Origin of the sequence: Clostridium sp. LY3-2, from assembly GCF_024705715.1 — a bacterium.
Classification (GTDB): domain Bacteria; phylum Bacillota; class Clostridia; order Clostridiales; family Clostridiaceae; genus Clostridium.
The window spans coordinates 1-24,175 of the sequence record NZ_JAMDLQ010000063.1; the positions used below are offsets into that span (position 1 = coordinate 1).

Genomic DNA, 24,175 nt, shown 5'->3' on the forward strand with positions numbered 1-24,175 from the left:
ATCTTATTTATGATTCAATTTTAGATATTATTTTTCCAAAAGATTTTTTATGTATAACTTGCAAGGAAAACGAAGCTTATACTTCTCTCAGGCTTAAACTTAGCATATCTTAATTCTTCATCTTTAAAACATTTATCTATATGCTTATGTAAAAATTTATAAATATCTTCATTTAATTCTAAAGGATATTCATTAAGTACAGGCTCTCCCCCGTTATTATCAAGAATATGTATTATCGCTTCATTTATATTAATATCACTAATATATTCCATAATTTAAAACTTACCTCCAAAAAAACGCTCTTAAAATCTATTTTAACATATCGCTTCCATAAAAATAAACAGGAGTTAACTCTCCTGTTTAATATTTTCTTCTTCATCTTCACTTGGATTTTCTATACTTTTTACAGTTTTTAAAACATAATCTAAATCTAAATTATCCTCTATATCTTTTCCATAAAAAGCTTTTATTATTTTTCCGTTTCTATCTATTAAAAACTCTCCTGGAACTGTAGTTTTATTTCCTTCCATCTTATCTATAGTAAACCATTCTTTAATAAGTGTTACGAAATTCTTAGGCTTAAAATATACCTTTACAAAACCTAAGATAGATTCTTTGATTTTATATTTTTCAAATATTTTTTTACCTGGGTCTGCGATAATTGGAAAATCTATATTTTTATCTCCTAAAAATTCATTTATGCTAACTATAGGTGATTGAAAAACTCCTATAAGTTCTATATCATTTGAATTAAGTTCATCTTGTCTTTTAATAATCTCATTAATTCTATTTTGGCTAAACGGACAACTTGCATATCTATAAAAAGATAAAAGTAAATATTTCCCTCTATATTGATCTAAAGAAATCTCTATTCCTTTAGAATCTTTACTTCTAAAGTACTCCGCACTATATCCCTCTAATACTTTCATAATTATCTCCTCTAATCTATATAAACTCCCTAGATATATCTATTATAACAAGGATTAATTATATATTATATTAACAATTTATGCCATACTTTTGAGTAAAATTAAGATTTTCTTATTAAAATTTTAAGATAAAAAATAAAAAAATGCCACATAAATAATATGTAGCATCTTTTTTAGTTAAAGTTATATAAATTAACCTTAAGTAAACCTATTTTATTGAACTGTACCTGCTATATTAACAGCATGGTCTCCTATTCTTTCTAGGTTACTTATAACATCTAGGAATATTACAGTTCCATAAGCTGATGTCTTTCTGTTATTTAAGCTCTTAATATGAGATGTTCTAAGTTCTTTTTCCATCTCATCTATAGCACCTTCAAGTTTTCCTACAGCTATAATATCTCTAGTATCACGTTTATCATAAGTTGTTATAGCCATTTCTAAAGCTTCAAATGTGCTTGTATACATTACATTTAAATCATGCTTTTCTTCATCATCATACTGAACTTTTTCTGTTATTTTTTCCATAGCAAGTTCAGCTATATTCTTAGCGTGGTCTCCTATTCTTTCAACGTCGTTTATTACGTTAAAAGTTTAAGTAACTTCTGTTGAGATTTCATCTGAAAGTTCAGTTTGAGATAACTTAACTAAGTAATCTGCAATATCTCTCTCTAAAGTATTTATAAGTTTTTCATTTTCATAAACTTTAGCTATATCTTCTTCATTACCTTCATTAAATGCTTTCATAGAAAGTTCGAAGTTATCTTTTGCTAAGTTTGCCATTCTAACTGTCTCTTTTTGAACTTGAGCTGAGGCAATTACTGGCGTTTCTAATAATTTGTCATCTATATAGATAGCTCCAGTTTGCTTTATTTTATCCTCTCCTGGAATTATCTTATTTACTAAGTATACTAAAAGATTTGCAAATGGCAGAAGTAATAATGTTACTACTATATTAAATATAGTGTGCGCATTTGCTATTTGTCTAACTATACTATCTGGACTCATCTTTGTTACTACATCTACTAATAATCCTACAAATGGTAAGAATATTAAAGTTCCAATTATATTAAATGCTAAATGGATACCTGCTGCTTTTTTAGCTATCTTGTTTGCACCTATTGATGCAAGTATTGCTGTTATACAAGTACCGATATTACTTCCAAGAATTATAGGAAGTGCTACGTTTAATCCTATTTCACCTGTTGATGCAAGTGCTATAAGTATTCCTGTAGTTGCTGATGAACTTTGGATAACCGCTGTCATAACTACACCTGCAAGTAATCCAAGCACTGGATTATTTCCAACTAAGAATACGAATTCTCTAAATAAATCTGACTCTGCAAGTGGCTTCATAGCATCTGACATTAATCCCATTCCTAAGAATAATAAACCAAATCCTAGAAGTATATTTGCTATATCTCTATTTTTCTTACTTTTTGCAATTAAAAGTATGAAAACCCCAATTCCAATAACGAAAGGTGCTACAGATTCTAAATCTAAAGATACCATTTGTGCTGTTATTGTAGTACCAATATTTGCACCCATGATTACACCTGTTGCTTGAATTAAATTCATAATTCCAGCATTAACAAAACTTACTACCATTACTGTAGTTGCTGATGAACTTTGTATTATTGCTGTGACAAAGGCACCTATTGCAACTCCTATGAACCTATTGCTTGTAACTTTTTCAACTATTGACTTAAGCTTGTCTCCAGCTGCATTTTCTAAGCCGTCTCCCATTAGCTTCATACCGTATAAGAATAACCCTAATCCACCAATTAGACCTGATATAGTTATAAATATGTTCAATTATGTATCCTCCAAAAATATATTCTTTAGTTATTACATTTAACATTCTATACATTATATTTAACATTGTTAATACATTTATCGTTTTATTTACAGTTTGTTCATAATATCTGAACAATTCCTTAACTTAATCTTTATATTTTCTTTATTTTTACTATTTATAGCTATAAAATTATACTATATAAAACTTTTAGGAGGAATGTAATATGTGTAAAGAATTAGAAACTAGAGTAATAGATATCGATGTAGATGATATAAGAAATAAGCTTAAAAATTTAGGTGCTAAACTAGTTAAATCTGAAGATCAAATAAATGACCTTTATGATTTTTCTGATATGAGACTTAGAAAAGTAAAGGGCTATGCTAGAATTAGAACTGTCTTTGATAAATTAAATAATAAAGAAGTAATTTATCTAACTACTAAAAAAATGCTATCTCAAGGAACTTTTAAAGAAATGGAAGAATACGAAACTATAGCTTTAGATAAAACTATGGCAGAAGGTATTTATAAATCTTTAGGTTTAGAGCTTACTGAATCTATTAAAAAATATAGAGAAAGCTACAGATTAAATCATTCTTTAATAGAAATAGATATAAACGATAAGGCTTTTTGCCCTTTCCCTTATATAGAGATTGAAACTTCTTCTGTAGAAAACCTAGAAGAAACACTTAAGCTTTTAGGATATACTTTAAAAGATACTACATCAAAAACTATTTACGAACTTATAGCTGAATATAAAGAAAAAAATAATAAATAAATTAATGAGGCTTCGCACTAAACTAGTGCGAAGCCTCTATTTGAGTAGTTAGAAAAAAATATTATTATAGGCCTTCTTGTTGTAATTCTTGATTAGTAGCAATTTTTACGAATGGTAAGTAAATTAATATTGCTACTACTAAACAAATTGCTGCAACTACTGCACCCATTATTGAGTTAGTAGAAAGCATTGCACCTAATATTGGTGGAGTTGTCCAACCAACTGCTATACTTACTGGTGGTACGAAGCCTATAACTGTTAAGAAGTAAGCTATACATCCAGAAGCTAGTGGTGCTAATATAAATGGAATTAGGAATATTGGGTTTAATACTAATGGCATACCATATATAACTGGTTCATTAATATTAAAGCATCCTGGTGCTATAGCAAGTTTTGCTATAGTCATTTGTTGTTTTGATCTTCTACCTGCTATAAATATAGCTATAAGTAGAGCGATTGTAGTTCCTGATCCACCCATATTTATATATGAATCTAAGAATTGGCTGTTAACTATGTGAGTTGGAACAGCTCCTGCTTCTAAAGCTTTTGAGTTTTCTAATAATAATGGTAATAAAACTGCGTTTATTACTGGCGCTAATATGTTAGAACCATGTAATCCAAAGAACCAGATTATTTGTTGCATTAATATTAATATAATTAATCCACCAAAACTTCCTAGTGCTCCTTGTAATGGTCTTTGAATTGCTTCATAAACTGAATCGAATACGTTATCTATACCAATACCAACAAAGATAAATCTTATAGCTGTTGCTATTACTAATACAATTATTGAAGGTAATAAAGCTGCGAAAGATTTTGCTACTGCTGGTGGAACCCCATCAGGCATTTTAACAACTAGTTTTGGATTTCCAACTAGTTTAACAAAAATCTCAGTTGCAACTAAAGCAACGATAATTGCGACAAATATTCCTTTTGCACCAAATTCATCAACTCTGTAAGTAGCTACTTTGTCGAAGATTAATTGTGGGTTTAATACCATAAATGATGCAAGTGATACTACTGATGCTGCCATACCATCTTTGTCATAGCTCTTAGCTAAGTTATATGATATTGTGCATACAATAAGTAGTGACATAAGTCCGAATGTTACATTCCAAATACTACCTCCGAAATCTTTCCAGTTAGCTGGTAGTATTGAATTCATAAAGTTTTGATAAGGTTCAAAACCTAAGTTATTAATAAGTACTGCAAATGATCCTGCAATTACTAATGGCATGATAGTTACGAAACCATCCCTTACTGCCACTAAGTGTCTTTGTGCTCCAATTTTTGATGCGATTGGAACGAAATGATCTTCCATCCACTTCATAAATTTGTCCATTGTGTTTTCCTCCTTTTTATACGTTACTAGTTTCTTTTGAAAAGGTTTTAATATTGCACTTATATTTATAGCAAGTCCCATGCCAAGTTTTTATAACTTTTTTAATTAAGTTAAAACCATTGATATAACTAGGTTTTAAGACTTTTTTAATCTAATGCACACTTCGTTCATAAAAAAGATTCTCAAATTGCACAGTTTGTAACTGTGTGTCTAAATTTATCCATTATATACAATATTATTTATTTTAATAATATACACACTAGTAAACTCTATTGAATTTATTATTTTAAAAAAAATAATAAGAGCCGTTATGAAACTTCATAACAGCTCTTTATATATAAATCGAACACTATAATACATTTTAAATTATTTAGCTTGTAATTTTTCGTGGATATCAATTATTTCTGATGCGATATCTTTTAAAGTCATTGTAGTCATTAGGTGGTCTTGAGCATGCATTAATAATAATGAGAACTCAGCTTTGTTTCCACCAGCTTCTCCTTGAATTAAAGCAGTTTGTGAATGATGTGCCTCTGTTAATTGCTCTGAAGCTTTAGTTATTTTTTCTCTAGCTCCTTCTATATCTCCACCCTTTGCATCTGCCATTGCTTCCATTGCGTAACTTCTTGCTTCTCCACTATGCATTATTAAATTCATTATGATTTCTTCCATTTTAACAACCTCTTTCATTTTAAATTTGTATGCAATTATATTAAAGCAATTATCATGCCAAGTTTTTTCCTACACACTAACTATAAAAACCCTCTATTTTAGGTGATTTTTTGTGAAAACTACTGAATTCCTGTGTGTAAAACGTGTACACACTATGTTAATTTAATTTTATTCTTTTGAATCACTATTATTTAAAACCATCTTTACGATGTATGCAATTTCGTTATCTCCAATATTTATTTTATAAGTGTCATCTAAAATCTTTAAACTATTCTTTATTAAAATAAAATCTTTGTTATGCTCGTTTCTATATTCATTTAACCCTACAAAAGGAGTTTCCTTTCCTTTTTTGTGTAGTTTATCTACTAGGAAGCATAAATGCATAAAGACCCCAAGCTTTGCATTCTTTTCGATTTTTATATCTAAGTTATCTTCTATACTTTTAATAGCATTTTTTATATCTTCACTTAATTTATAGGCATCTAATTCTTTTATTTGGCTTTTTAAAGATTCAGTTACTTTACTATAATTTATTTCTTCAACTATAGTAGAATTTATAACTTCTAATCCATTTCCACCTAAAAGTTCTGGGAAAGTTATAAATGGGATATCATAAACATTCATATTTACAGTACCAACTATTGCAATTATGTTATATTCATTTTTAAGCTCTTCTATATTTTTATGAAACTTTTCACTATCTATTATATCAACTGGGATTACTTTAACCTTATCCCCTGCTATGATATTTTCTTCAATTACTTTCTTTATCTTTTCAGCAGAACCTTCCCCTGTAAAGCAAGTTGTAATTATAGCTAAGCCTTTTTTCTCTTTAGTTTCTTTTTCTATCTTTAAACCAAATGTATTTAAATTTTTACAAGCTCTATAAATAGAATCTATATCTCTTCCTATAAGAGCTTTTCTTCCAGCTTCTATAACAGTTAAAGTTGTAACCATATCTACTGTTTTAATATTTATACCAGTATCTTCTTTAATTATATCGCCAAAATTAACTAAAGATCCCATATCTGCTAAAATTATTACGCCTTTTCCTTTATCTAATTCTTTAACTTTTTCTCTAACTATTTTAAGCATATCTTCAGCTTTCATAGATAAAGGCATATCTAAAGCTTCAACGTATTCTTCCCCTATAAGTTTGTTTGAAACTTTAACCATACTGCTAGCTGTTGACTCACCGTGCATTATAACTAAAACTCCAACTCTGTTTTCTCTTTCTTTTTCTAGTTCCTTTGAAGTATCTTTTAAAAACATAGTTATATAGCCTATTTCATCTAAAGGAACTTCTACTCCATAAGCATCTTCTATCATTTTAGATACTTCCATAGCTACCATAAACTCATCTTTGTATTCACTTCTAATAGAATTAAGCTTAGGGTGATATATTTTATCCCCGTTTAAAAGCCTTTCTATACTTCCTTGAAGGTGAAGTGCTAATCCAAAATAAATTTTATCATCATATTCTCTATGAAGCTTTTTAGCTGCGTAGTTTACAGCTTTTTCTGCTATATCTACAACTTTGCTACTGACTATTTTACTTATTTCTTCTTTTCTAAAGCTTCCATCTAGGCTACTCATATATTTTCTAAAATAATCTTCTATATCAACATTTAAAATTTCTTTTATTTCATCTTCTTTTAAACCTTTATTTTTAAGCTTTTCTAATTTATTTTCTATTACTGAATAAAATAAATCCTGCTCGTTTCCTGAATACACGCTTTCATTATCTTTTTCTATTTCTTTTTCTCCCTTATCTTTATAAGAGAATTTTATTACTTCATCAAGGTTTTGGAATAACTTATCTATTTCGTTTCTATGTTCTTTTAATTTCATTATTCCTCTTTTAACAGCACCTTGAAGGTCAGATTGTTCTACTATAATAATACTTTTATTGTTTGATTTATAATTTAAAAACGCCTTTGCACAAGCTAATTGTATATCACTTTTTAATTGTCCTATATTGTTTGAACATTCATATAATAAAAATGAAATGAGAGCATTTCTATTAAAGTAAATGCTCTCACCTAATCTTTTAGATTCTGCTTTTATAAACTCTTCTAAAAGTTTATACCTTTCACCAAGGCTTCTTTCTCTTAAAGGAGGAAGCGTTATAGTCATAGGTATTCTTCTAGTAAAAGTTTTTAGAAGATATGATTTTGGATCTTCTGTTGTTGCAGCAATTATCTGAACATCTACCTTAATTAAATTTTCTGTATCACCAAGTGGCCTAAACTGCCCCTTATCTATAAATGTAAAAAGCATTTCTTGCCCTTGCGGCGATAGTCTGTGTATTTCATCTAAAAATAATATACCTGAATCGGCTTGCTTTAAAAGACCATCTCTATCTTTATCAGCACCTGTGTAAGCCCCTCTTTTAACTCCAAAAATCTGTGCAATTACAAGCTGAGGGTTATCTGCATAATCGGCGCAGTTAAACCTTACGAAAGGAGAATTTGCATCTAAAACCTTAGATTCTTTTGCAAAATCATACATAGCTTCGGCAAACATAGATTTACCTACCCCAGTTTCTCCTAAGATTAAAGTATGAAGTCCTGTTGGTGGATATAAAACAGCTGCCTTTGCTTGCTGGATAGGAACTCCAAGTGAAGCATCTGCACCTACAAGCCTATCTAAGCTATTATTTAATTTCTCTTTATCTTTAGAGCCTTCTATTATCTCGTTTTTAGAGCTTTCTTCTCCTTTAACTACATACAAGACGGGCCTTCCTTCTATCTTTGAAACAGCGCCTTCTTTGTATAAGTTATTTAAATACCTACTTACAGTAGCTCTATCTAAACTCATCTTCTCACTTAAAACTTTAGCTGATATTCCTTTTTCACCTTTTTTTTCTAATTCAATAAGAACTTCTAAAACTTCGTTAATTCTTCTCATCCGTATCCCTCCATGTGTGCATAATTTACACTAAACCTATTAAAGGTTTTCAAACCCCATTAAAAAATTTGTTAATAAAAGAGCATAGAAAATCCTTTCCACACCCTCTTTAAAGATCCACATTATAAAATAAGACTATAAATCATCTAAATTTTCTCGTCTGTAAGTAGATTTTTTAAACATATCTTTTAATGATTCTTCATTTGATTTTTCTATAGCTAATCTAACCTTTTTAAACTCTTCATTGAATTTGTCCATACATTCTAGTAAATTATTTTTGTTTCCAATAAAAAGTTCGCTCCAAAGCTCTTCGTTAATATTAGCAATTCTAGTTAAATCTCTGTAACTATCACCAATAAATGCACCTGTATCTCTTCCTTCTATATCACTATTAATAAGTGCTACTGCAATTGCGTGAGGAAGTTGACTTGTAAATGCAATAACTTCGTCATGTTTTTTACTACTTATCCTTTTTACTCTTTTAAATCCTAATTCATATGCAATATTTTGGATTAAAGTTATATTCTCCTCTTTATTTTTAAAAGTAGGAGTAATAATGTAATTTGCCCCCTTAAATACATCACTAGATGCATAGTTTATACCTTTTTTTTCTCTTCCTGCCATCGGGTGCCCGAAAACAAAATCGATATTTTTTGGTAATATATTTAGTATATTATCTATAAACATCTCCTTTATTCCAGTTACATCTGTTATAACAGTTCCATCTTTAAAGTTTTTGATGTTACTTTTTATAAAATTTTCTATTAATTTAGGATATATTGAAACAATAATAAGGTCTGCTACTTTTATTATTTCTTCCCCATTAGTATATCCTTCTTTTATTATACCAATTTTTTTAGCTTTTTCTAATGTTTTTACATTTTTATCAATACCATACACTTCTGTGTAACCAGCTTCTTTTAGTCCCATACCAAAAGAAGCACCGATTACACCAAGCCCAACAATAACAATTTTCATATATAGCCCCCCAAATTTTTTACCCTTTTATATAGTTTTTCCTTCAAACTCCGCTATTTTTTTTATCTTTTTCATAAGATCATCAAAGTTTTCTGGTTTTATTGATTGTTGCCCATCACTTAGTGCATTTTTAGGGTCATTATGAACTTCTATCATAAGACCATCTGCACCAGCCATAATAGCTGCCTTTGCTAAAGGCTCTACTAGATACCAGTATCCAGCAGCGTGACTTGGATCAACTATAACAGGTAAATGACTTAATTTTTTAACTACTGGAATAGCACTTAAATCTAAAGTGTTTCTAGTATAAGTTTCAAAGGTTCTTATCCCTCTTTCACAAAGGATAACATTTTCGTTTCCTCCAGCCATAATATATTCAGCTGACATAAGCCATTCTTCTATTGTTGATGATAAACCTCTCTTTAAAAGAACTGGTTTATCTGTTTTTCCAAGTTGCTTTAAAAGATCAAAGTTTTGCATGTTTCTTGCCCCAATTTGTATAACGTCAACATTTTCTACAAAATCATCTATGTAATCTGTAGACATAAGTTCAGTAACTATAGGTAATCCTGTAACTTCTTTAGCTTTCTTTAATAGTTTTAATCCATCAAGTTCTAACCCTTGGAAACTATAAGGAGAAGTTCTAGGTTTAAATGCTCCCCCTCTTAAGAAGTTTGCACCTGATGCTTTAACGTCTTTTGCTATTTCAATAATTTGCTCTTCGCTTTCAACAGAACAAGGTCCTGCCATAATCCCAAGATTTCCTCCACCTATTTTCATACCATTTACGTCTACTATAGTATCATCTGGCTTAAATAATCTGTTGGCTTTTTTAAAAGGTTCTTCTACTTTTACTATTTTTTGTACTCCATCAAATCTTAAAAGTTTATTAGAATCTAATTTTGAAGCATCCCCAATAACTCCAACTATCATATGTGAATCACCTTTTGATAAATTCACTCTAAGTCCATTTAATTCTAAGCAGCTACTTACTTTATTTATGTCTTCCATACTAGCATTTGGATCCATTACTATAATCATTTTTCTTCCTCCTAAACTACATATAGTACTAAAATTAAAATCAATTCTCCTTCTGCCCTACTTAACCTACTATAAATCTAAGCACTACTTTAACGCATTTTCTAATGCATTTAGCCCCATTATATATCCGTAAAAGCCAAACCCCGATATCTGTCCTATACATGCACTTGCTGTAACTGATACTTTTCTAAATTCTTCTCTAGTGTGAATATTAGAAATATGAACCTCTACAGTTTTTATGTTGCTTCCTTTAATAGCATCATGTATAGCATAGCTATAGTGGGTATAAGCACCTGGATTTATCACTATACCATCAAAGTTTTCAAAATATGCCCTTTGGATGGAATTAATTATTTCACCTTCTATGTTACTTTGGAAAAACTCAATTTGGTGTCCTGATTTTTCCCCTTCTTCTTTGATGTATTTTATTAAATCATCGAAAGTTTCCTCTCCATAAACGCCCTTTTCCCTAATTCCTAACATATTTAGATTTGGTCCATTAATAACCATCACTTTCATAAATATCTACTCCTTAATCCTCCCTTTAAGTTCTTCTTCTAATTTATCTATAGTATCCCTTAGAAAACCTTCATTAACTATCTCAATATGAGAGGCTTTTCTATATTTTAAAAATCTCTCGTCGTATAGCTTATAAAGTCTTTCTTTTCCACCTTTTAAAAGTGGTCTATTTGAAACATCTACATCTTCTAAAATCATACTTAAAGGTCTATTGATAAAAACTATTATACCATCTTTTAAAATCTCAACGTTTTTATCTCTAGTTATTACCCCGCCACCAGTTGAAATAACAACTCGTTTTTTATTTATAAGTTCTTCGCAGGCTTTTGTCTCAAGGTTTCTAAATTCTTCTTCAGATTTGTTAAAGATCTCTTTTATCGTCTTATTGTTTCTTTCTTCAATGTATTCATCCATATCGTAAAAGTTATAATTTAATTCTCTAGCTAATACTTTACCTATAGTAGTTTTGCCACACCCTGGCATTCCTATTAGGATGATTTTATCATTCATAATAACACCTCTTAAGAAAATCTTTTTTCTAAATTTTTATAGATATCTAGTATAACTTCTTCATCAATTTTTTTACCTTGCCAAATTTCCTCAGCTTTAACAGCTTGACCTACAAGCATCATAAGACCATGCACTGTAACTTTATTTAACTCTTTTCCGTATTTTAAAAATAAAGTTTCTGTAGGATTATAAATAAGGTCTACTAAAGCTTCGTAATTTTTAATTACTTCTTTTGAAACAGGTGAAGCTTCAGTATTTGGATGCATTCCCACAGGAGTTGTATTTATAATTACATCTCCTTTTATATCTTTTAATTTATTATAATCAATAATTTCTATTTTATCATTTAAAATAGAATACTCTTTATTTTTTCTACTAACTAAATAAATATTTTTTGCATTTTGGTCTATAGCATATGTAACTACAGCTTTACTAGCACCGCCAGTTCCAAGAACTACCACATTTTTATCTTTTAAGGTTATATTTTTCCACTCTAACATATATTTAAAACCATAGTAATCAGTATTATATCCTATTAATATATCTTTTTTATTAACAATAGTGTTTACAGCACCGATTTTTTTAGCTTCATCTGAAATTTTATCTAAACTTTTAATAACCTCTTCTTTGTAAGGTATAGTTACATTAACCCCTTTAATAGACAGGGTTTTAATCGAATTTTCAAGGCTTTTAATCCTCTCTTTTGGCACTTCAAAAAGGCAATAATCACCTTTAATTTTTAATTTTTTGAATATTTCTTTATGAATTTCTGGAGATAGTGAGTGAGATAACTTTTCTCCAACTAAACCGTAAAGTTCCATAATCTATATTCCTTTCTTATACCAACCTAGTAATTTAAAGTATTGACTATTAAGTTTTATTAAATCTATAGCCTTTAATACTCCAAAATTATAAAGTCCACCTTCAAAATCTATATATAAATAGTATTTCCAAGCCTCGTTTTTAGTAGGTCTTGACTCTATTCTACTCATATTTATATTATTTTCAGAAAAATATTTAAGAAGTTTATAAAGAGTACCTGGTTTATCTTCTAGTGAGAAAACAACACTTACTTTGTTGCTGTCTTTAGATTTTAAAAGTTCTTTAGCTACTATTATAAATCTAGTTTTGTTACTGTCTAGATTATTTATTCCTTCTTTTAATATATCTAAATTATAAATATCTGCTGCCCTTTTAGATGCTATTGCACTAAGGGTTTTATCTTTTGAATCCATTACTTTTTTAGCAGATATAGCTGTGTTTTTAAATTGTATAAGAAGTAAATCCTTATGTTCTTTTAAAAAGTCAGAACTTTGGCTAAATCCTTGAGCGTGAGAGTAAACTTCTTTTATATCTTTTAAACTGCTTCCTTTAACCCCTAAAAGATTATGAGATATTTTAATGCTCTCTTCTCCAACTATATGAAAATCATATTTTATAAGTAAATCATGAACTTCTGATATTCCTCCTGTACAGGAATTCTCTACAGGTAAAATTCCATATTTAATTTCACCTTTATCTATCCCTTTAAAAACATCTTCAAAGGTTTCATAAGATTTTGATTTTGTGTTTTCTCCAAAATACTCTATTAAAGCCTCTTCACTAAAAGATCCTAAAACTCCTTGAAATCCTATAATATCTTCTTCATTTATTTTAAATTCTTTTATATCTAAATTTTCCTTTTCTCTATTTAGCTTTCTTCCTTGAAGTTCACGACTAACTTCCATAAGGCTATTATAAAACTTTTCTATTTCTCTTTCGTAGTCTTTATTTTTTAGCCTATCTATATTTTTCTTTATAACAACCTCTTCTCTTCCTTTGTGAAAAATCTCTAAGTTGTTTTTTCTTTTATATTCAGCTACTTTTAAAACTACATCCATTCTCTCTTCAAATAATCTTGTAATTTCACTATCTATTTCATCTATTCTTTTTCTATAGCCTTCTAAAGCATCCATTCAAATCTTCCTTTCATAAGCTCTATCATACATATAGCACAAGCGCTCTCTATAACTGGTATAACTCTTCCTACAATACAAGGGTCGTGTCTTCCTTCTATAACTAATTCTTCATTTTCCATAGTACCGATATTTATTGTATTTTGCTTTCTAGATATAGATGCTGTAGGTTTTATAGCTGTTTTAAAAACTATAGGCATCCCGTTTGTTATGCCTCCTAAAACTCCGCCGTTGTTGTTAGTTCTAGTTAGAACTTCATTATTTTCATCATAATAAATCTCATCGTTAGCCTTAGAGCCTCTCATCTTAGTCATATTAAACCCTTCTCCAAACTCTACTCCCTTTACAGCTGGGATTGAAAATAGAAGGTGAGCTAATGTAGATTCTACTGAGTCAAAAAAGGGATCTCCGATTCCAGCAAAAGCATTTACTATAGCTGTCTCTACTACTCCACCAACAGAATCTAAAGAAGATTTTGCATTTATTATCTCTTCTTCTGCTAATTTTTCTAAATCTTCATTTAAAAAAGGTAATTCTTTATATTTTAAACTTTCTAAAGACTTTGTATCTATAGAAGTATAGTCGAAGCTTTTATCTTCTATTTCACCTATACTTTTTATATGAGAAACTATTTCTATCCCTTTACTTTTAAGAATCTGCTTACAAATAGCCCCTGCAAATACTAAAGGTGCAGTTATCCTACCTGAAAAATGCCCTCCACCTCTAAAATCATTAAAACCAGAATATCTTATAGTACCAGTGTAATCAGCATGCCCAGGTCTCATTAAATCTTTTAATTTACCATAATCTTTAGACCTTGTATCTTTATTTCTTATAATTCCACAAATAGGCGTTCCTGTAGTCTTTCCGTTAAATATACCACTTAAAATTTCAACTTTATCCCCTTCTTTTCTAGAAGTTTGAAGTTTACTTTTTCCAGGTGCCCTTCTTGCCATTTCAAATTCTACTTCCTCTAAGTCAATCTCAAACCCAGCTGGAAGTCCATCTATTGTGATTCCTATCCCTACACCGTGAGATTCTCCAAAAAGAGATAATTTTAAATCTTTTCCAAAACAACTACTCATCTATCTTACCTCCTAACGCCTTAAAATCTTCAAAGAATTTAGGATATGATTTACTAACGCATTCTATATCTTCTATTATAATAGGATTTTTGCATCTAGTTCCTGCAATTGAAAGCATCATAGCAATCCTGTGATCTCTATGACTCCAAACTATAGAACCTCCCTGAAATTCTTCTATTCCATAAATAATTATACTATCTTCTTTTTCTTCAAGATTTCCACCAAGTTTTTTAAGTTCTTTAACTATAGCACTTAATCTATCACACTCTTTTATTCTAAGCCTTTTAGCATTTATAATTTCTGTCTTTCCTTCTGAAAGGCAAGCTACTACAGATAAAGCTGGAATTGCATCTGGTATGCTAGATGCATCTATAATTATTCCCTTAGTTTTAGCTGCTTTTCCTATAACTTCATTATTTGTTATATTAAATTCTACGCCCATCTTAGTTAACACATCTATAACACCTTTATCTCCTTGAAGAGAGTCTTTTAATAAATCTTTACATAAAACATTATTTCCTATAGCATCAGCGCAAAGGAAGAAAGTTCCGCTTGAATAATCACCCTCTACTCTGTAATTTCTAGGTTTATATTTTTGATTTCCCTTTATAATAAACTCTTTATAATCTTTATTTATTATTTCTATCCCAAAATCTTTAAGTGCTTTTAAAGTTAAATCTATATATCCTTTAGATTCAGTTTCTGTTTTTATTATTATTTTAGAATCTCCATCTAAAAGAGGAAGTGCAAATAATAAACCTGTTATAAATTGAGAACTTATATTTCCAGGTACATTAAATTCAGAGGGTTTTAATTTTCCTAACACTTTTAAATCTAGCTTTTCACTATTAAAAGAATATTTTAGTCCTTGAAGATTGAAGATATCATAAAAAGTATCTAACGGCCTTTTCCCTAAGTTTCCCCTTCCTATAAAATTATTTTCTGAAGAGAAGAGACAACCTATTGGAATCAAAAATCTTAAAGTAGAACCTGATTCATTACAATCTATTATTCTATTACCTTTAAACTCTCTATTAAGGTTTGTTATTCCTTTTATTATAAGTTTATCTTTATCTATTTTAATATCTGCTCCAAACTCTTTCATTCCGTTAATTGTAGATATTATATCGTCTGATAAATCTATATTTTCTATTATGCTTTCACCTTCTGCTAAACTTGCACAGATAACTGCTCTGTGTGCCATACTTTTTGAAGGTGGAATATTTACACATCCATCTAACTTTTTATTATAAATTTTGTAATTTCCCAAAAATATTTCACCTACCTAAAAAAATCTATAGTAGTATCATAAACTTCAGCATTTCCAAGTGATTTCATTATGATTACTTTAAGAGTACTTCCCATATTCTTTTTATCTAAAGAGATAGCTTCTATTATCTCTTCTTTTTCATCTATACTAACATTAAAAGGCAGACCATTTTGAATTAAAATCTCTTTAATTAAGTCCTTATAATTTTCAGATACTAAACCTTTTTCCTCTGAAAGCTTTGCTATATTATACATCCCTATAGCTACACCTTCTCCGTGAGTGTATTTATTAAAACCATAGTATTTTTCTATAGCGTGACCTAAAGTGTGTCCAAAGTTTAATACCATTCTTTCACCTAAGTCTTTTTCGTCTCTTTCAACTATAGTTCTCTTTATATCACAGCATTCATATATTATATCTTCTATGTTTTCCATAAGTTTTTCTTTTGAATCTAGTTTTAGAAGTTTTAAATAAAGATCCTTTGATCGTATAAATCCATACTTAATAACTTCTGCCATTCCATCTCTAAAAAATCTATCTTCTAAAGTTTCTAAAACTAAAGGATCTATTATAACCTTCTTCGGTTGATAAAATGCCCCGACTAAGTTTTTACCTCTAGGTAAATCAACTCCAACTTTACCTCCAACACTGCTATCAACTTGAGCTAAAAGTGAAGTCGGTACTTGTATAAAAGGTACACTTCTTAAAAATGATGCTGCACTGAAGCCTCCTATATCTCCTATAACTCCGCCTCCTAAAGTTATTATTAAATCTTTTCTAGTTAATTTAAAATCTAATAATCTATCATAAATTTTAGGCATAGTTTCAAAAGATTTAGTTTCTTCTCCTGGCTTTAAAACTAGTTTTTCTACTTTAAATCCTTCTTGTTCTAAAGAATTTTTTGCTAAAGTTCCATAGTATTTATCAACATTTTCATCTGTTATTATAAATATCTTTTCGCCATTAAAAACTTCTTTAACTTCTTTTCCTAAAGATTTTAATATTCCTTTTTCTATTTTTATATCATAAGAATTTTCTTTTAAATTCACCTTAAGCGTTCTCAAAAGTAAATACCTCCAAACTTAAATTTAGGTATCTCTTTTTGCTCTTTTAAAAGTTTTAAAAGAGCAAAAGAAATTATTAATGACTATATTGTATCATTAAAATTTTAATAACTCTTTAATAAGCTTATATTTCTCTTCCTACTGCTTCTGCAATAGGTCTTAATTTATTTAATAATTCTTCGTATTCTGAAGGTTTTATTGATTGCTGACCATCACATAAAGCTTTAGCTGGGTTGTTATGAACTTCTATAATAAGTCCGTCAGCCCCTATAGCAACAGCAGCCTTTGATAAATCTTCAACCATCCAAGCTTTACCTGCTGAGTGGCTAGGGTCTACTACAACTGGCAAGTGACTTAACTTTTTAATAGCTGGTATTGCGCTTAAATCTAAAGTATTTCTAGTGTAAGTTTCAAATGTTCTTATCCCTCTTTCACAAAGGATAACATTTTCGTTTCCTCCAGCCATAATATATTCAGCTGACATAAGCCATTCTTCTATAGTTGATGATAAGCCTCTCTTTAAAAGTATTGGTTTATTTAATCTACCAAGTTCTTTTAAAAGATCGAAGTTTTGCATATTTCTAGCTCCAACTTGAATTATATCTACATCTCTTTCAAACACTTCAATATCATAAGGTGACATTATTTCTGTTACTATAGGAAGTCCTGTTTCTTCTCTAGCTTCTTTTAATAAATCTAACCCATCATATTTTAAACCTTGGAAACTGTAAGGTGATGTCCTAGGTTTAAATGCTCCTCCTCTTAAGAAATTTGCCCCACATTTCTTAACAGAATTTGCAACTTCTAAAATTTGATCTCTAGATTCAACAGAACAAGGCCCTGCAATTAAAGCTATCTTTTTCCCGCCTATTTTTTGACCATTTATATCTACAATAGTCTTTTCAGGATGAAACATTCTATTTGCCTTTTTGAAAGGTTCTTGAACGTGCATAACCTTTTCTACGTTCTTATTTGCTTCTATTCTGTCTTTATCAATTTTACTTGTATCTCCTACAAGTCCTAAGATAATTATATCTTTTCCTATAACAGGGTTTACCTCTACCCCTTCTACTTGTAATTCGTCTGTTAGCCTTTTAATTTCTTCCTCACTCGTTTTTGGTTTTAAAATAACTATCATTTTTATAGCCCCTCTCGAAATATATTTATTGAATAATTGGCCTAAGCCATATTATAAAAAAAGAGCCCAAAATAATTTGAGCTCTTCTAAGTATCAAAAATTTATAATACTATTCTCTTAAAAGTTATGATGATTATACATCAACTGTAATTTTCGCTCATTTTAGAAAAATATTTTTTTGTGCAGAATAAATAGCCAGCGCTAAAATAAAAGCCCCAGAATATAAAGTAAAAAAAGTTATAAAATTTTGCTATATAATTTCTATTTAACTCTACCATTTTCTTCCTCCTAAAATGAATTTTTTATAATAATATCATATTTTTATTTATTTGTCAGTAATTTTCTGTAATTTTTATTATTTTAATACTTTTATAAAGATTTGTAAATATAAATAAAAGCACCAAAACTTAAAATGCACTTTATAATTTGAATTTTACTCTAGTATCACTACCTCCATAGTAATTTTAACTTCCACTACAAGATTGTTTTGCTTCTTTGTTGGTATTTTAATAAAATCACCTGAATAAAGGCATTTTTTTATGTCCATAATCAAAATAACTAAAAAAATCAAAATTTTTCGAGGTGAGATTATGGTACATACATCTACTTGTCCCCATTGTGATTCAAAACACTTTATTAAATACGGTAAATATAGATGCGTCCAAAGGTATCAATGCAAGGATTGTCTTAAAACCTTTAACGAAGGAACTGGGCTTGTTTGGCATAACACTAGAAAGAGTGTAGAACTTTGGGATAAATATACTCGTCTTATGTTATCTGGTGCTACTATAAGAGATTGCGCAGATAGATTAAATATTTGTATAGAAACTTCTTTTAGGTGGCGACACAAGATACTAAAGCATATTGGAACTTATACAGATTCAAGAAGAACTCATATAGTTACAGCTATGAGACATACTAAATTCTTAGAAAATTTTAAGGGGCAAAAGACTCCTCCCGTTTGCACTATTTCTAGAAGAAAAAATATATTCGTAGCTACTACTATCAATAAAAACAATTATTCTCTAGCTAAGATATCCTTTGATTCTATGAGCCCTACAAAAGAATCTATAGAGAATTTATTAAATGAGTTTAATCCTATATTTAATACTTATTTCCTGCCAGGAAAAGATAGGTTTTCTTACCTTGTATCAAAAAAATTAAACTACGCTCTTCATAAAAAGAAGGAATTAGAAATTTCTAAAGAAGAAGGTGAAACTTTACTTAATAATTGTTCTGATTTTATATTGAATTTAAGAAGATGGCTTAGAAAATTTAGAAGTGTTGCTACAAAATATCTGCAAGTTTATTTAAATTGGTTCTTATATATTTACGAAGGATCTTATGAAAAACATACTATTTTATCTAATTTAATAAGTTCTATTTTTTGTGTAAAAGTAATTTAATTTTTCTTAAAGTAACCCCTAATATAAGTATATATTAATAGCTTGTCCTTCTTATTTTTACTTGTCTACTTTTATCTTTTTTTGAGTAGCTTGTCTTAACAATTTATACTTGTCCAAAATATCAAAAATTTATAGCAATATAGCGAAAATCCCTTGTACCAATAATATTTCGTAACAATGGTGTAGTTTTTTTTGAATATAAATAAATACTATAAAGCCTCATATGCAAAAAAAGAATGCTAAACTAATAAGTTTAACACTCCTTTATTATTACTTGCTTTCGCTCATTATCTTTTTAAGCTTATTTTGCACAAGCCAAAGTTTCTTTTGCTTTCTATTTGCAGAAACAGCTAAATTTCTATTTCCTTCTTCTATTTCTTTCATATACTTAGCATCTGCTATTTTTAATGCTTCACTTATAACTGATAGCTCTTCCTTAGTAAACATCTACTGAAACCTCCAAATTTTAATATAAATAATTATATCATATTAAAGGATTGGTGCGAGTAATCTAATAACAGATTCCTTCATTTTTAACCAATTACTTCTCTTCTTAAATTCTTCTTCTGTAACTTCTTTTGAGTAATTTAAATCTTTCATAAATTGTTCTTCACAGTTTTTTGATATTTCCTCATCATAAATAAATGCATTTACTTCAAAGTTTAAACTAAAGCTTCTTATATCCATATTAGCTGTTCCAATACTTGATACAGCACTATCTACAACTAAAGTTTTAGCGTGAACAAACCCATTAGTGTAATAATACACTCTAGCTCCAGCTACTAAAAGACTTTCAATATAAGAACTTGCAGCCCATTGCATAAATTTGTGGTCTGGTTTTCCTGGAATTAATATTCTAACATCTACCCCAGATAACGCCGATAACCTTATAGCTTCGAGCATAGGCTCATCTGGAACGAAATATGGACTAGTCAGATATACATTTTTCTTTGCATTATTAATCATTTTAATATAGGCATTTTTTATATATTCTTCGTTGTGGTCTGGTCCACTTGTTACTATCTGAATTCCAACTGTTTTTTCTATGTCTAAATCCTCTTCATCTTTATATAGATACTTATCTAAAGATGTTATTTCTTCATCAGCTGCATAGCACCAATCTAATAAAAATCTTTCGTTTAGATCATTTACAGCTTTACCTCTAATTCTGATATGAGTATCTCTCCAAAAGCCTATTTTTTTATCTAAATTTACGTATTCTTTTCCTACGTTGTATCCTCCAACATATCCATACTTCCCATCAATAACAACTATCTTTCTATGATTCCTATAATTAATACGTGTATTTATATGTGGCAAAATACCTGGGAAAAATATAGCAAATTTACCTCCAAGGTCTAAGTACCTTTTTAGTTTATGTTTAGTTAAAGCATAAGATCCCATACTATCCACAAGTAGTTTAACTTCAACACCTTCTTCTAACTTCTTTTCAAGTTCTTCTATAATTTCTTTACCTAATATATCTTTTCTAAAAATATAGTATTGTATGTGGATATATTTTTTAGCATTTCTTATATCTTCTATCAGGCTCTTAAATTTATCTTCCCCATTTACAAAGATTTCAACACTATTTTGCTTAGTATATCTAGCACCACAATTATTAAAATTCATTTTTCTAAGATCAAAATACTGCTCCCCATTATTTTCCCCTTCTTCAAGATCCTCTAAAGATTCTTGAAGTTTTTCTTTTTTGTATTTATCTATTACTGTCTTTTCTTTAAATAATTTAGCTCTACTAAAGTTTTGCCCAAGTATAAGATATATTATAAATCCAAAACCCGGTAAAAGGATAAATATCAAAAGCCAAGCCCAAGTTGTTGTAGGGTCTTTCCTTTCAATAAAAATTACTGAAAAAGAAAATATTATATTTAAAACTATTAAAATAGATCCAAGTATAACCCAAATATTCATAGCATTTACCTCCTTTTCTAATTCTTTACTAAATTATAACTTTTTTATATATTCTTATCAATTAATCACTCTTTAAATCATAACATTGTTAAAATAAATTTAAATAATTAAAAGATTTTTTTACTCTAAAAAGTAAAGGGATGTTTAATTTAAAATAAACATCCCTATATCTTAAAATATTTATGCTAATTTAACTATAGTCATACTTGTAAAATAGAAATTAACAGGACACTTACTATCATTAATAAGTTTTATTTTTAAAGGCTCCTCTCCTACTGAAATTATAGCTGTACCACTAACATTTAATAGAACATCTTGTCTTATTAAATCTGTTATGCATGTAGCATATTGTTTATGCTCACTAACCAATTTTAATTCACATACGCCTCTATTTTCGCTACTTACAGAAGTATTAAAGTTAAATAAATATACTCCATGTTTTCTTAAAATTATTTCACTTTCACCTTCTGTATGAATTATATCTCTACCATTTAATTCTGCATTAACTTCAAAATGTATAGACCTTCTAGGTGGTACTATAATGCAGCCTTCTGATATAAAATATGCATTATTTCTAGTTTCACTACATCCTGGAGGTCCTTGGCAACCAGGATCTCCTTTTTCTCCCCTAGGTCCCCTCTTACCTTCTGGTCCCCTGCATCCTGAATCTCCTTTTTCTCCTCTTTCTCCTCTTTCTCCTTTTGGACCTTGACAGCCAGGGTCTCCTTTTTCTCCTTTTGGTCCTGGACATCCTGATTGACCCATACAACCTGGATCTCCCTTTGGTCCCCTAGGCCCTGCTTCTCCTTTTTGACCTCTAGGTCCTATTTTACCCTCCGGTCCTCTTTCTCCTCTTTCTCCTTGTGGCCCTATCTTACCTTCTGGTCCTTCTTCACCTCTTTCTCCTTTTTCTCCACGTTCCCCTTTATCTCCCTTTGGTCCTTCTGGTCCCATAGGGCCTCTTATTCCTTGTGGTCCTTCTGGTCCTACCGGTCCTATATCTCCTTGTGGTCCTATTGGCCCTTCTTCTCCACGTTCCCCCGGATCACCTTTTGGTCCTATTGGTCCTTCATCTCCTCTTTCTCCTTTAGGTCCAATTTCACCTTGATTTCCTTGGGTACCTTGAGTACCTTGTGGTCCTATTGGTCCTTTTTCTCCTCTTCTTCCTTCAGGTCCTCGCTCTCCACGTTCTCCGCGTTCACCTTTGTCACCTTTCTCTCCTTTATCTCCCTTTTCACCTTTATTTCCTTGAGGTCCTGTTGGTCCTTCCGGTCCTCTTTCTCCTGGGTCTCCTTTTAGTCCTGTTGGTCCTATATCACCTTTTTCGCCTCGTTCTCCTGGATCTCCTTTATCTCCCTTCTCTCCTCGTTCTCCTCTATCCCCTTTATCACCCTTTTGACCTATTGGACCCATCTCGCCTTCGGGTCCTACAGGTCCCATATCTCCTTTTTCACCTGGATCTCCTTTTATTCCTGGATCTCCTTTATCTCCTTTATCTCCCTTAGGACCTATATCACCTGGGTCTCCCTTATCTCCTTTAGGTCCTATTTCACCTTGAACCCCTTGTATACCTCTTGGTCCTTGCTCTCCTTTAGGTCCTATGTCACCTGGATCTCCCTTAGGTCCTTCTTCCCCTCTTTCTCCTTTATCTCCTTTTTCACCTATGCAACCTTTTATTCCTCTTGGTCCCTCTGGTCCTTGTGGCCCTTGCGGTCCTTGTGGCCCTACTGGTCCTACTGGTCCTTCTTGCCCTTGTGGTCCTCTCTTTCCGCATGGTCCTATTGGTCCTATCTCACCTTGTGGCCCCCTCTTCCCACGTTCTCCTGGATTTCCTTGTGGTCCTTCTGGCCCGCATTCTCCTCTTGGTCCTTGCGGTCCTTTTGGTCCTTCTGGTCCCTCTGGCCCTACTGGCCCCTCACAGCAACAATCATGTCTGCATGGATCTTTTTTACAGTGATCAGATTTATCATGTTTACAGCTATGACTAGGTTTTTTATTGTATTCTTTTTCAACAAATTCATTTCTCTTCTCTTCTTTTGGTATTTCAACTATATCTTCTTTTAAATCATATTCTAATAAAATATAAGCTTCCTCATCTATACCATGTTTTGAAAATACTACCCTATTTATATTTTCTGAATCATTAGTTACAATTTTTATTCCAAAATTTTCTTTAGAACCATCTTCCCAGTTCTTAACAACATCTGTTATATCAATTTGAATGTATTTTTCTTTATCTTTATCACATACAAGTAAATCATTTTTAATCAATACTGATTTAGGCTCTGTGCTATAAGTAATAGTCTTTGCATCAAAATTTTCTGTATTATAGTATAACTTTAGGGGTATACATTCAAACTTTTCATCACTTATATCCTTTAAAAAAACGCATAGTTTTGCAGAGTATACCTTACCTTTTTTAGTTGGTATATTAAATTTGATGAAAGTATCTAAACTGTTTATTAATTCATCTTTTTGATTTCTACCAACTATAAGGATATCTTTATCACTAAAATTTTTATCGGGATACATAGAAGAAACAAAGGTTGCCTCCTTTATTCTTATTTTTTTATATTCCAATAATTTCACCACCTTAAAATAATCACTATAATATATTCTTTCATCCTCAGTATTGTTAATGATTTATTTTTTATGATATTTTACTTTAATTATCAAATTAAATAATATATATTGCTTTCATTTATAGTTTTCTATATACGCAAAAAAGACCCTAGAATTTAATCTAGGGTCTTTTAATATATTGAAATTAAGCGAAGTATCTTTCTAATAAACCTTTGAATGCTTTTCCGTGTCTAGCTTCATCTTTACACATTTCATGAACTGTGTCATG

19 protein-coding genes and 3 pseudogenes are annotated in these 24,175 nt (G+C 30.1%); 2 read left to right on the forward strand and 20 right to left on the reverse strand.

All coding sequences use genetic code 11. The features are described from left to right. Positions 1-77: 77 nt before the first annotated feature. From M4I33_RS16260 to M4I33_RS16270, 3 genes and pseudogenes are all read right to left on the reverse strand, one after another. A pseudogene (locus M4I33_RS16260) lies at positions 78-272 on the reverse strand (nucleoid-associated protein); the annotation flags it as partial. 75 nt (positions 273-347) lie between these two features. Then, entirely contained in the window at positions 348-929 is a 582-nt protein-coding gene (locus M4I33_RS16265; RefSeq protein WP_257917788.1) for a peroxiredoxin, read from the reverse strand. Positions 930-1,142: 213 nt separating this feature from the next. After that, positions 1,143-2,744, reverse strand: a pseudogene (locus M4I33_RS16270) (Na/Pi cotransporter family protein). Between the two features lie 206 nt (positions 2,745-2,950). On the opposite strand from M4I33_RS16270, the gene M4I33_RS16275 reads away from it, so the two are divergent. Then, entirely contained in the window at positions 2,951-3,502 is a 552-nt protein-coding gene (locus tag M4I33_RS16275) for a class IV adenylate cyclase (RefSeq protein ID WP_257917789.1), read from the forward strand. A 64-nt stretch (positions 3,503-3,566) separates the two neighbouring features. Here the strand turns inward: M4I33_RS16275 and M4I33_RS16280 are convergent, their stop codons facing one another. From M4I33_RS16280 to aroF (M4I33_RS16340), 13 genes are all read right to left on the reverse strand, one after another. Next, positions 3,567-4,844: a PTS sugar transporter subunit IIC gene (locus M4I33_RS16280; protein WP_257917790.1), complete on the reverse strand. Its 1,278-nt coding sequence runs from the start codon at positions 4,842-4,844 to the stop codon at positions 3,567-3,569. A gap of 366 nt (positions 4,845-5,210) precedes the next feature. Then, complete coding sequence (locus M4I33_RS16285) at positions 5,211-5,516, reverse strand: PTS lactose/cellobiose transporter subunit IIA (protein WP_308368236.1); 306 nt, start codon at positions 5,514-5,516, stop codon at positions 5,211-5,213. A gap of 168 nt (positions 5,517-5,684) precedes the next feature. Further along, entirely contained in the window at positions 5,685-8,426 is a 2,742-nt protein-coding gene (locus M4I33_RS16290; RefSeq protein WP_257917792.1) for a sigma 54-interacting transcriptional regulator, read from the reverse strand. Positions 8,427-8,561: 135 nt separating this feature from the next. Then, the gene (locus M4I33_RS16295) at positions 8,562-9,404 is read right to left on the reverse strand and encodes a prephenate dehydrogenase (protein WP_257917793.1); all 843 of its coding nucleotides are present in this window, start codon (positions 9,402-9,404) and stop codon (positions 8,562-8,564) included. A gap of 27 nt (positions 9,405-9,431) precedes the next feature. Further along, on the reverse strand, positions 9,432-10,445 hold the full coding sequence (gene aroF, locus M4I33_RS16300) for a 3-deoxy-7-phosphoheptulonate synthase (protein ID WP_257917794.1): 1,014 nt from the start codon (positions 10,443-10,445) through the stop codon (positions 9,432-9,434). 84 nt (positions 10,446-10,529) lie between these two features. Next, positions 10,530-10,964 (reverse strand): type II 3-dehydroquinate dehydratase, encoded by a 435-nt coding sequence (aroQ, locus tag M4I33_RS16305; RefSeq protein ID WP_194191136.1) that lies wholly within the window; start codon positions 10,962-10,964, stop codon positions 10,530-10,532. A gap of 6 nt (positions 10,965-10,970) precedes the next feature. After that, positions 10,971-11,474, reverse strand: a complete 504-nt coding sequence (locus M4I33_RS16310) for a shikimate kinase (RefSeq protein WP_257917795.1) — start codon at positions 11,472-11,474, stop codon at positions 10,971-10,973. 11 nt (positions 11,475-11,485) lie between these two features. Then, positions 11,486-12,295 carry a shikimate dehydrogenase gene (gene aroE, locus M4I33_RS16315; RefSeq protein WP_257917796.1) on the reverse strand — a complete coding sequence of 270 codons (810 nt, stop codon included), beginning with the start codon at positions 12,293-12,295 and terminating at the stop codon, positions 11,486-11,488. A gap of 3 nt (positions 12,296-12,298) precedes the next feature. Then, the gene (locus tag M4I33_RS16320; RefSeq protein WP_257917797.1) at positions 12,299-13,429 is read right to left on the reverse strand and encodes a chorismate mutase; all 1,131 of its coding nucleotides are present in this window, start codon (positions 13,427-13,429) and stop codon (positions 12,299-12,301) included. Beyond that, positions 13,417-14,514: a chorismate synthase gene (gene aroC / locus M4I33_RS16325; protein WP_257917798.1), complete on the reverse strand. Its 1,098-nt coding sequence runs from the start codon at positions 14,512-14,514 to the stop codon at positions 13,417-13,419. The genes M4I33_RS16320 and aroC overlap by 13 nt, the downstream gene beginning before the upstream one ends. Then, positions 14,507-15,784, reverse strand: a complete 1,278-nt coding sequence (gene aroA / locus M4I33_RS16330; protein WP_257917799.1) for a 3-phosphoshikimate 1-carboxyvinyltransferase — start codon at positions 15,782-15,784, stop codon at positions 14,507-14,509. Before aroA ends, aroC begins: the two co-directional genes overlap by 8 nt. Positions 15,785-15,795: 11 nt before the next feature. Further along, positions 15,796-16,848, reverse strand: coding sequence for a 3-dehydroquinate synthase (aroB, locus tag M4I33_RS16335; protein ID WP_257917800.1), 1,053 nt, complete (start codon positions 16,846-16,848; stop codon positions 15,796-15,798). 124 nt (positions 16,849-16,972) lie between these two features. After that, positions 16,973-17,986 carry a 3-deoxy-7-phosphoheptulonate synthase gene (gene aroF / locus M4I33_RS16340; RefSeq protein WP_257917801.1) on the reverse strand — a complete coding sequence of 338 codons (1,014 nt, stop codon included), beginning with the start codon at positions 17,984-17,986 and terminating at the stop codon, positions 16,973-16,975. Positions 17,987-18,576: 590 nt separating this feature from the next. On the opposite strand from aroF (M4I33_RS16340), the gene M4I33_RS16345 reads away from it, so the two are divergent. Further along, positions 18,577-19,392, forward strand: coding sequence for a hypothetical protein (locus M4I33_RS16345; protein WP_257917802.1), 816 nt, complete (start codon positions 18,577-18,579; stop codon positions 19,390-19,392). Positions 19,393-19,662: 270 nt separating this feature from the next. Here the strand turns inward: M4I33_RS16345 and M4I33_RS16350 are convergent, their stop codons facing one another. From M4I33_RS16350 to M4I33_RS16375, 4 genes and pseudogenes are all read right to left on the reverse strand, one after another. Next, positions 19,663-19,839 (reverse strand): hypothetical protein, encoded by a 177-nt coding sequence (locus M4I33_RS16350; RefSeq protein ID WP_257917803.1) that lies wholly within the window; start codon positions 19,837-19,839, stop codon positions 19,663-19,665. A gap of 42 nt (positions 19,840-19,881) precedes the next feature. After that, positions 19,882-21,324 (reverse strand): cardiolipin synthase, encoded by a 1,443-nt coding sequence (gene cls / locus M4I33_RS16355; protein WP_257917804.1) that lies wholly within the window; start codon positions 21,322-21,324, stop codon positions 19,882-19,884. A gap of 180 nt (positions 21,325-21,504) precedes the next feature. Beyond that, positions 21,505-23,904, reverse strand: a complete 2,400-nt coding sequence (locus M4I33_RS16900) for a DNRLRE domain-containing protein (RefSeq protein WP_308368242.1) — start codon at positions 23,902-23,904, stop codon at positions 21,505-21,507. Positions 23,905-24,091: 187 nt separating this feature from the next. Further along, positions 24,092-24,175: pseudogene (locus M4I33_RS16375) on the reverse strand (NADH peroxidase); the annotation flags it as partial.

What these genes read in the sequence shown, in the direction of transcription:
- M4I33_RS16350 (WP_257917803.1), bottom strand. Translation starts at nt 19,839, where the DNA reads ATGTTTACTAAGGAAGAGCTATCAGTTATAAGTGAAGCATTAAAAATA.
- M4I33_RS16345 (WP_257917802.1), top strand. Translation starts at nt 18,577, where the DNA reads ATGGTACATACATCTACTTGTCCCCATTGTGATTCAAAACACTTTATT.
- M4I33_RS16275 (WP_257917789.1), top strand. Translation starts at nt 2,951, where the DNA reads ATGTGTAAAGAATTAGAAACTAGAGTAATAGATATCGATGTAGATGAT.
- M4I33_RS16295 (WP_257917793.1), bottom strand. Translation starts at nt 9,404, where the DNA reads ATGAAAATTGTTATTGTTGGGCTTGGTGTAATCGGTGCTTCTTTTGGT.
- M4I33_RS16285 (WP_308368236.1), bottom strand. Translation starts at nt 5,516, where the DNA reads ATGGAAGAAATCATAATGAATTTAATAATGCATAGTGGAGAAGCAAGA.
- cls (WP_257917804.1), bottom strand. Translation starts at nt 21,324, where the DNA reads ATGAATATTTGGGTTATACTTGGATCTATTTTAATAGTTTTAAATATA.
- aroQ (WP_194191136.1), bottom strand. Translation starts at nt 10,964, where the DNA reads ATGAAAGTGATGGTTATTAATGGACCAAATCTAAATATGTTAGGAATT.
- M4I33_RS16265 (WP_257917788.1), bottom strand. Translation starts at nt 929, where the DNA reads ATGAAAGTATTAGAGGGATATAGTGCGGAGTACTTTAGAAGTAAAGAT.
- M4I33_RS16290 (WP_257917792.1), bottom strand. Translation starts at nt 8,426, where the DNA reads ATGAGAAGAATTAACGAAGTTTTAGAAGTTCTTATTGAATTAGAAAAA.
- aroE (WP_257917796.1), bottom strand. Translation starts at nt 12,295, where the DNA reads ATGGAACTTTACGGTTTAGTTGGAGAAAAGTTATCTCACTCACTATCT.
- aroC (WP_257917798.1), bottom strand. Translation starts at nt 14,514, where the DNA reads ATGAGTAGTTGTTTTGGAAAAGATTTAAAATTATCTCTTTTTGGAGAA.
- M4I33_RS16310 (WP_257917795.1), bottom strand. Translation starts at nt 11,474, where the DNA reads ATGAATGATAAAATCATCCTAATAGGAATGCCAGGGTGTGGCAAAACT.
- aroF (WP_257917801.1), bottom strand. Translation starts at nt 17,986, where the DNA reads ATGATAGTTATTTTAAAACCAAAAACGAGTGAGGAAGAAATTAAAAGG.
- aroF (WP_257917794.1), bottom strand. Translation starts at nt 10,445, where the DNA reads ATGATTATAGTAATGGATCCAAATGCTAGTATGGAAGACATAAATAAA.
- M4I33_RS16320 (WP_257917797.1), bottom strand. Translation starts at nt 13,429, where the DNA reads ATGGATGCTTTAGAAGGCTATAGAAAAAGAATAGATGAAATAGATAGT.
- M4I33_RS16280 (WP_257917790.1), bottom strand. Translation starts at nt 4,844, where the DNA reads ATGGACAAATTTATGAAGTGGATGGAAGATCATTTCGTTCCAATCGCA.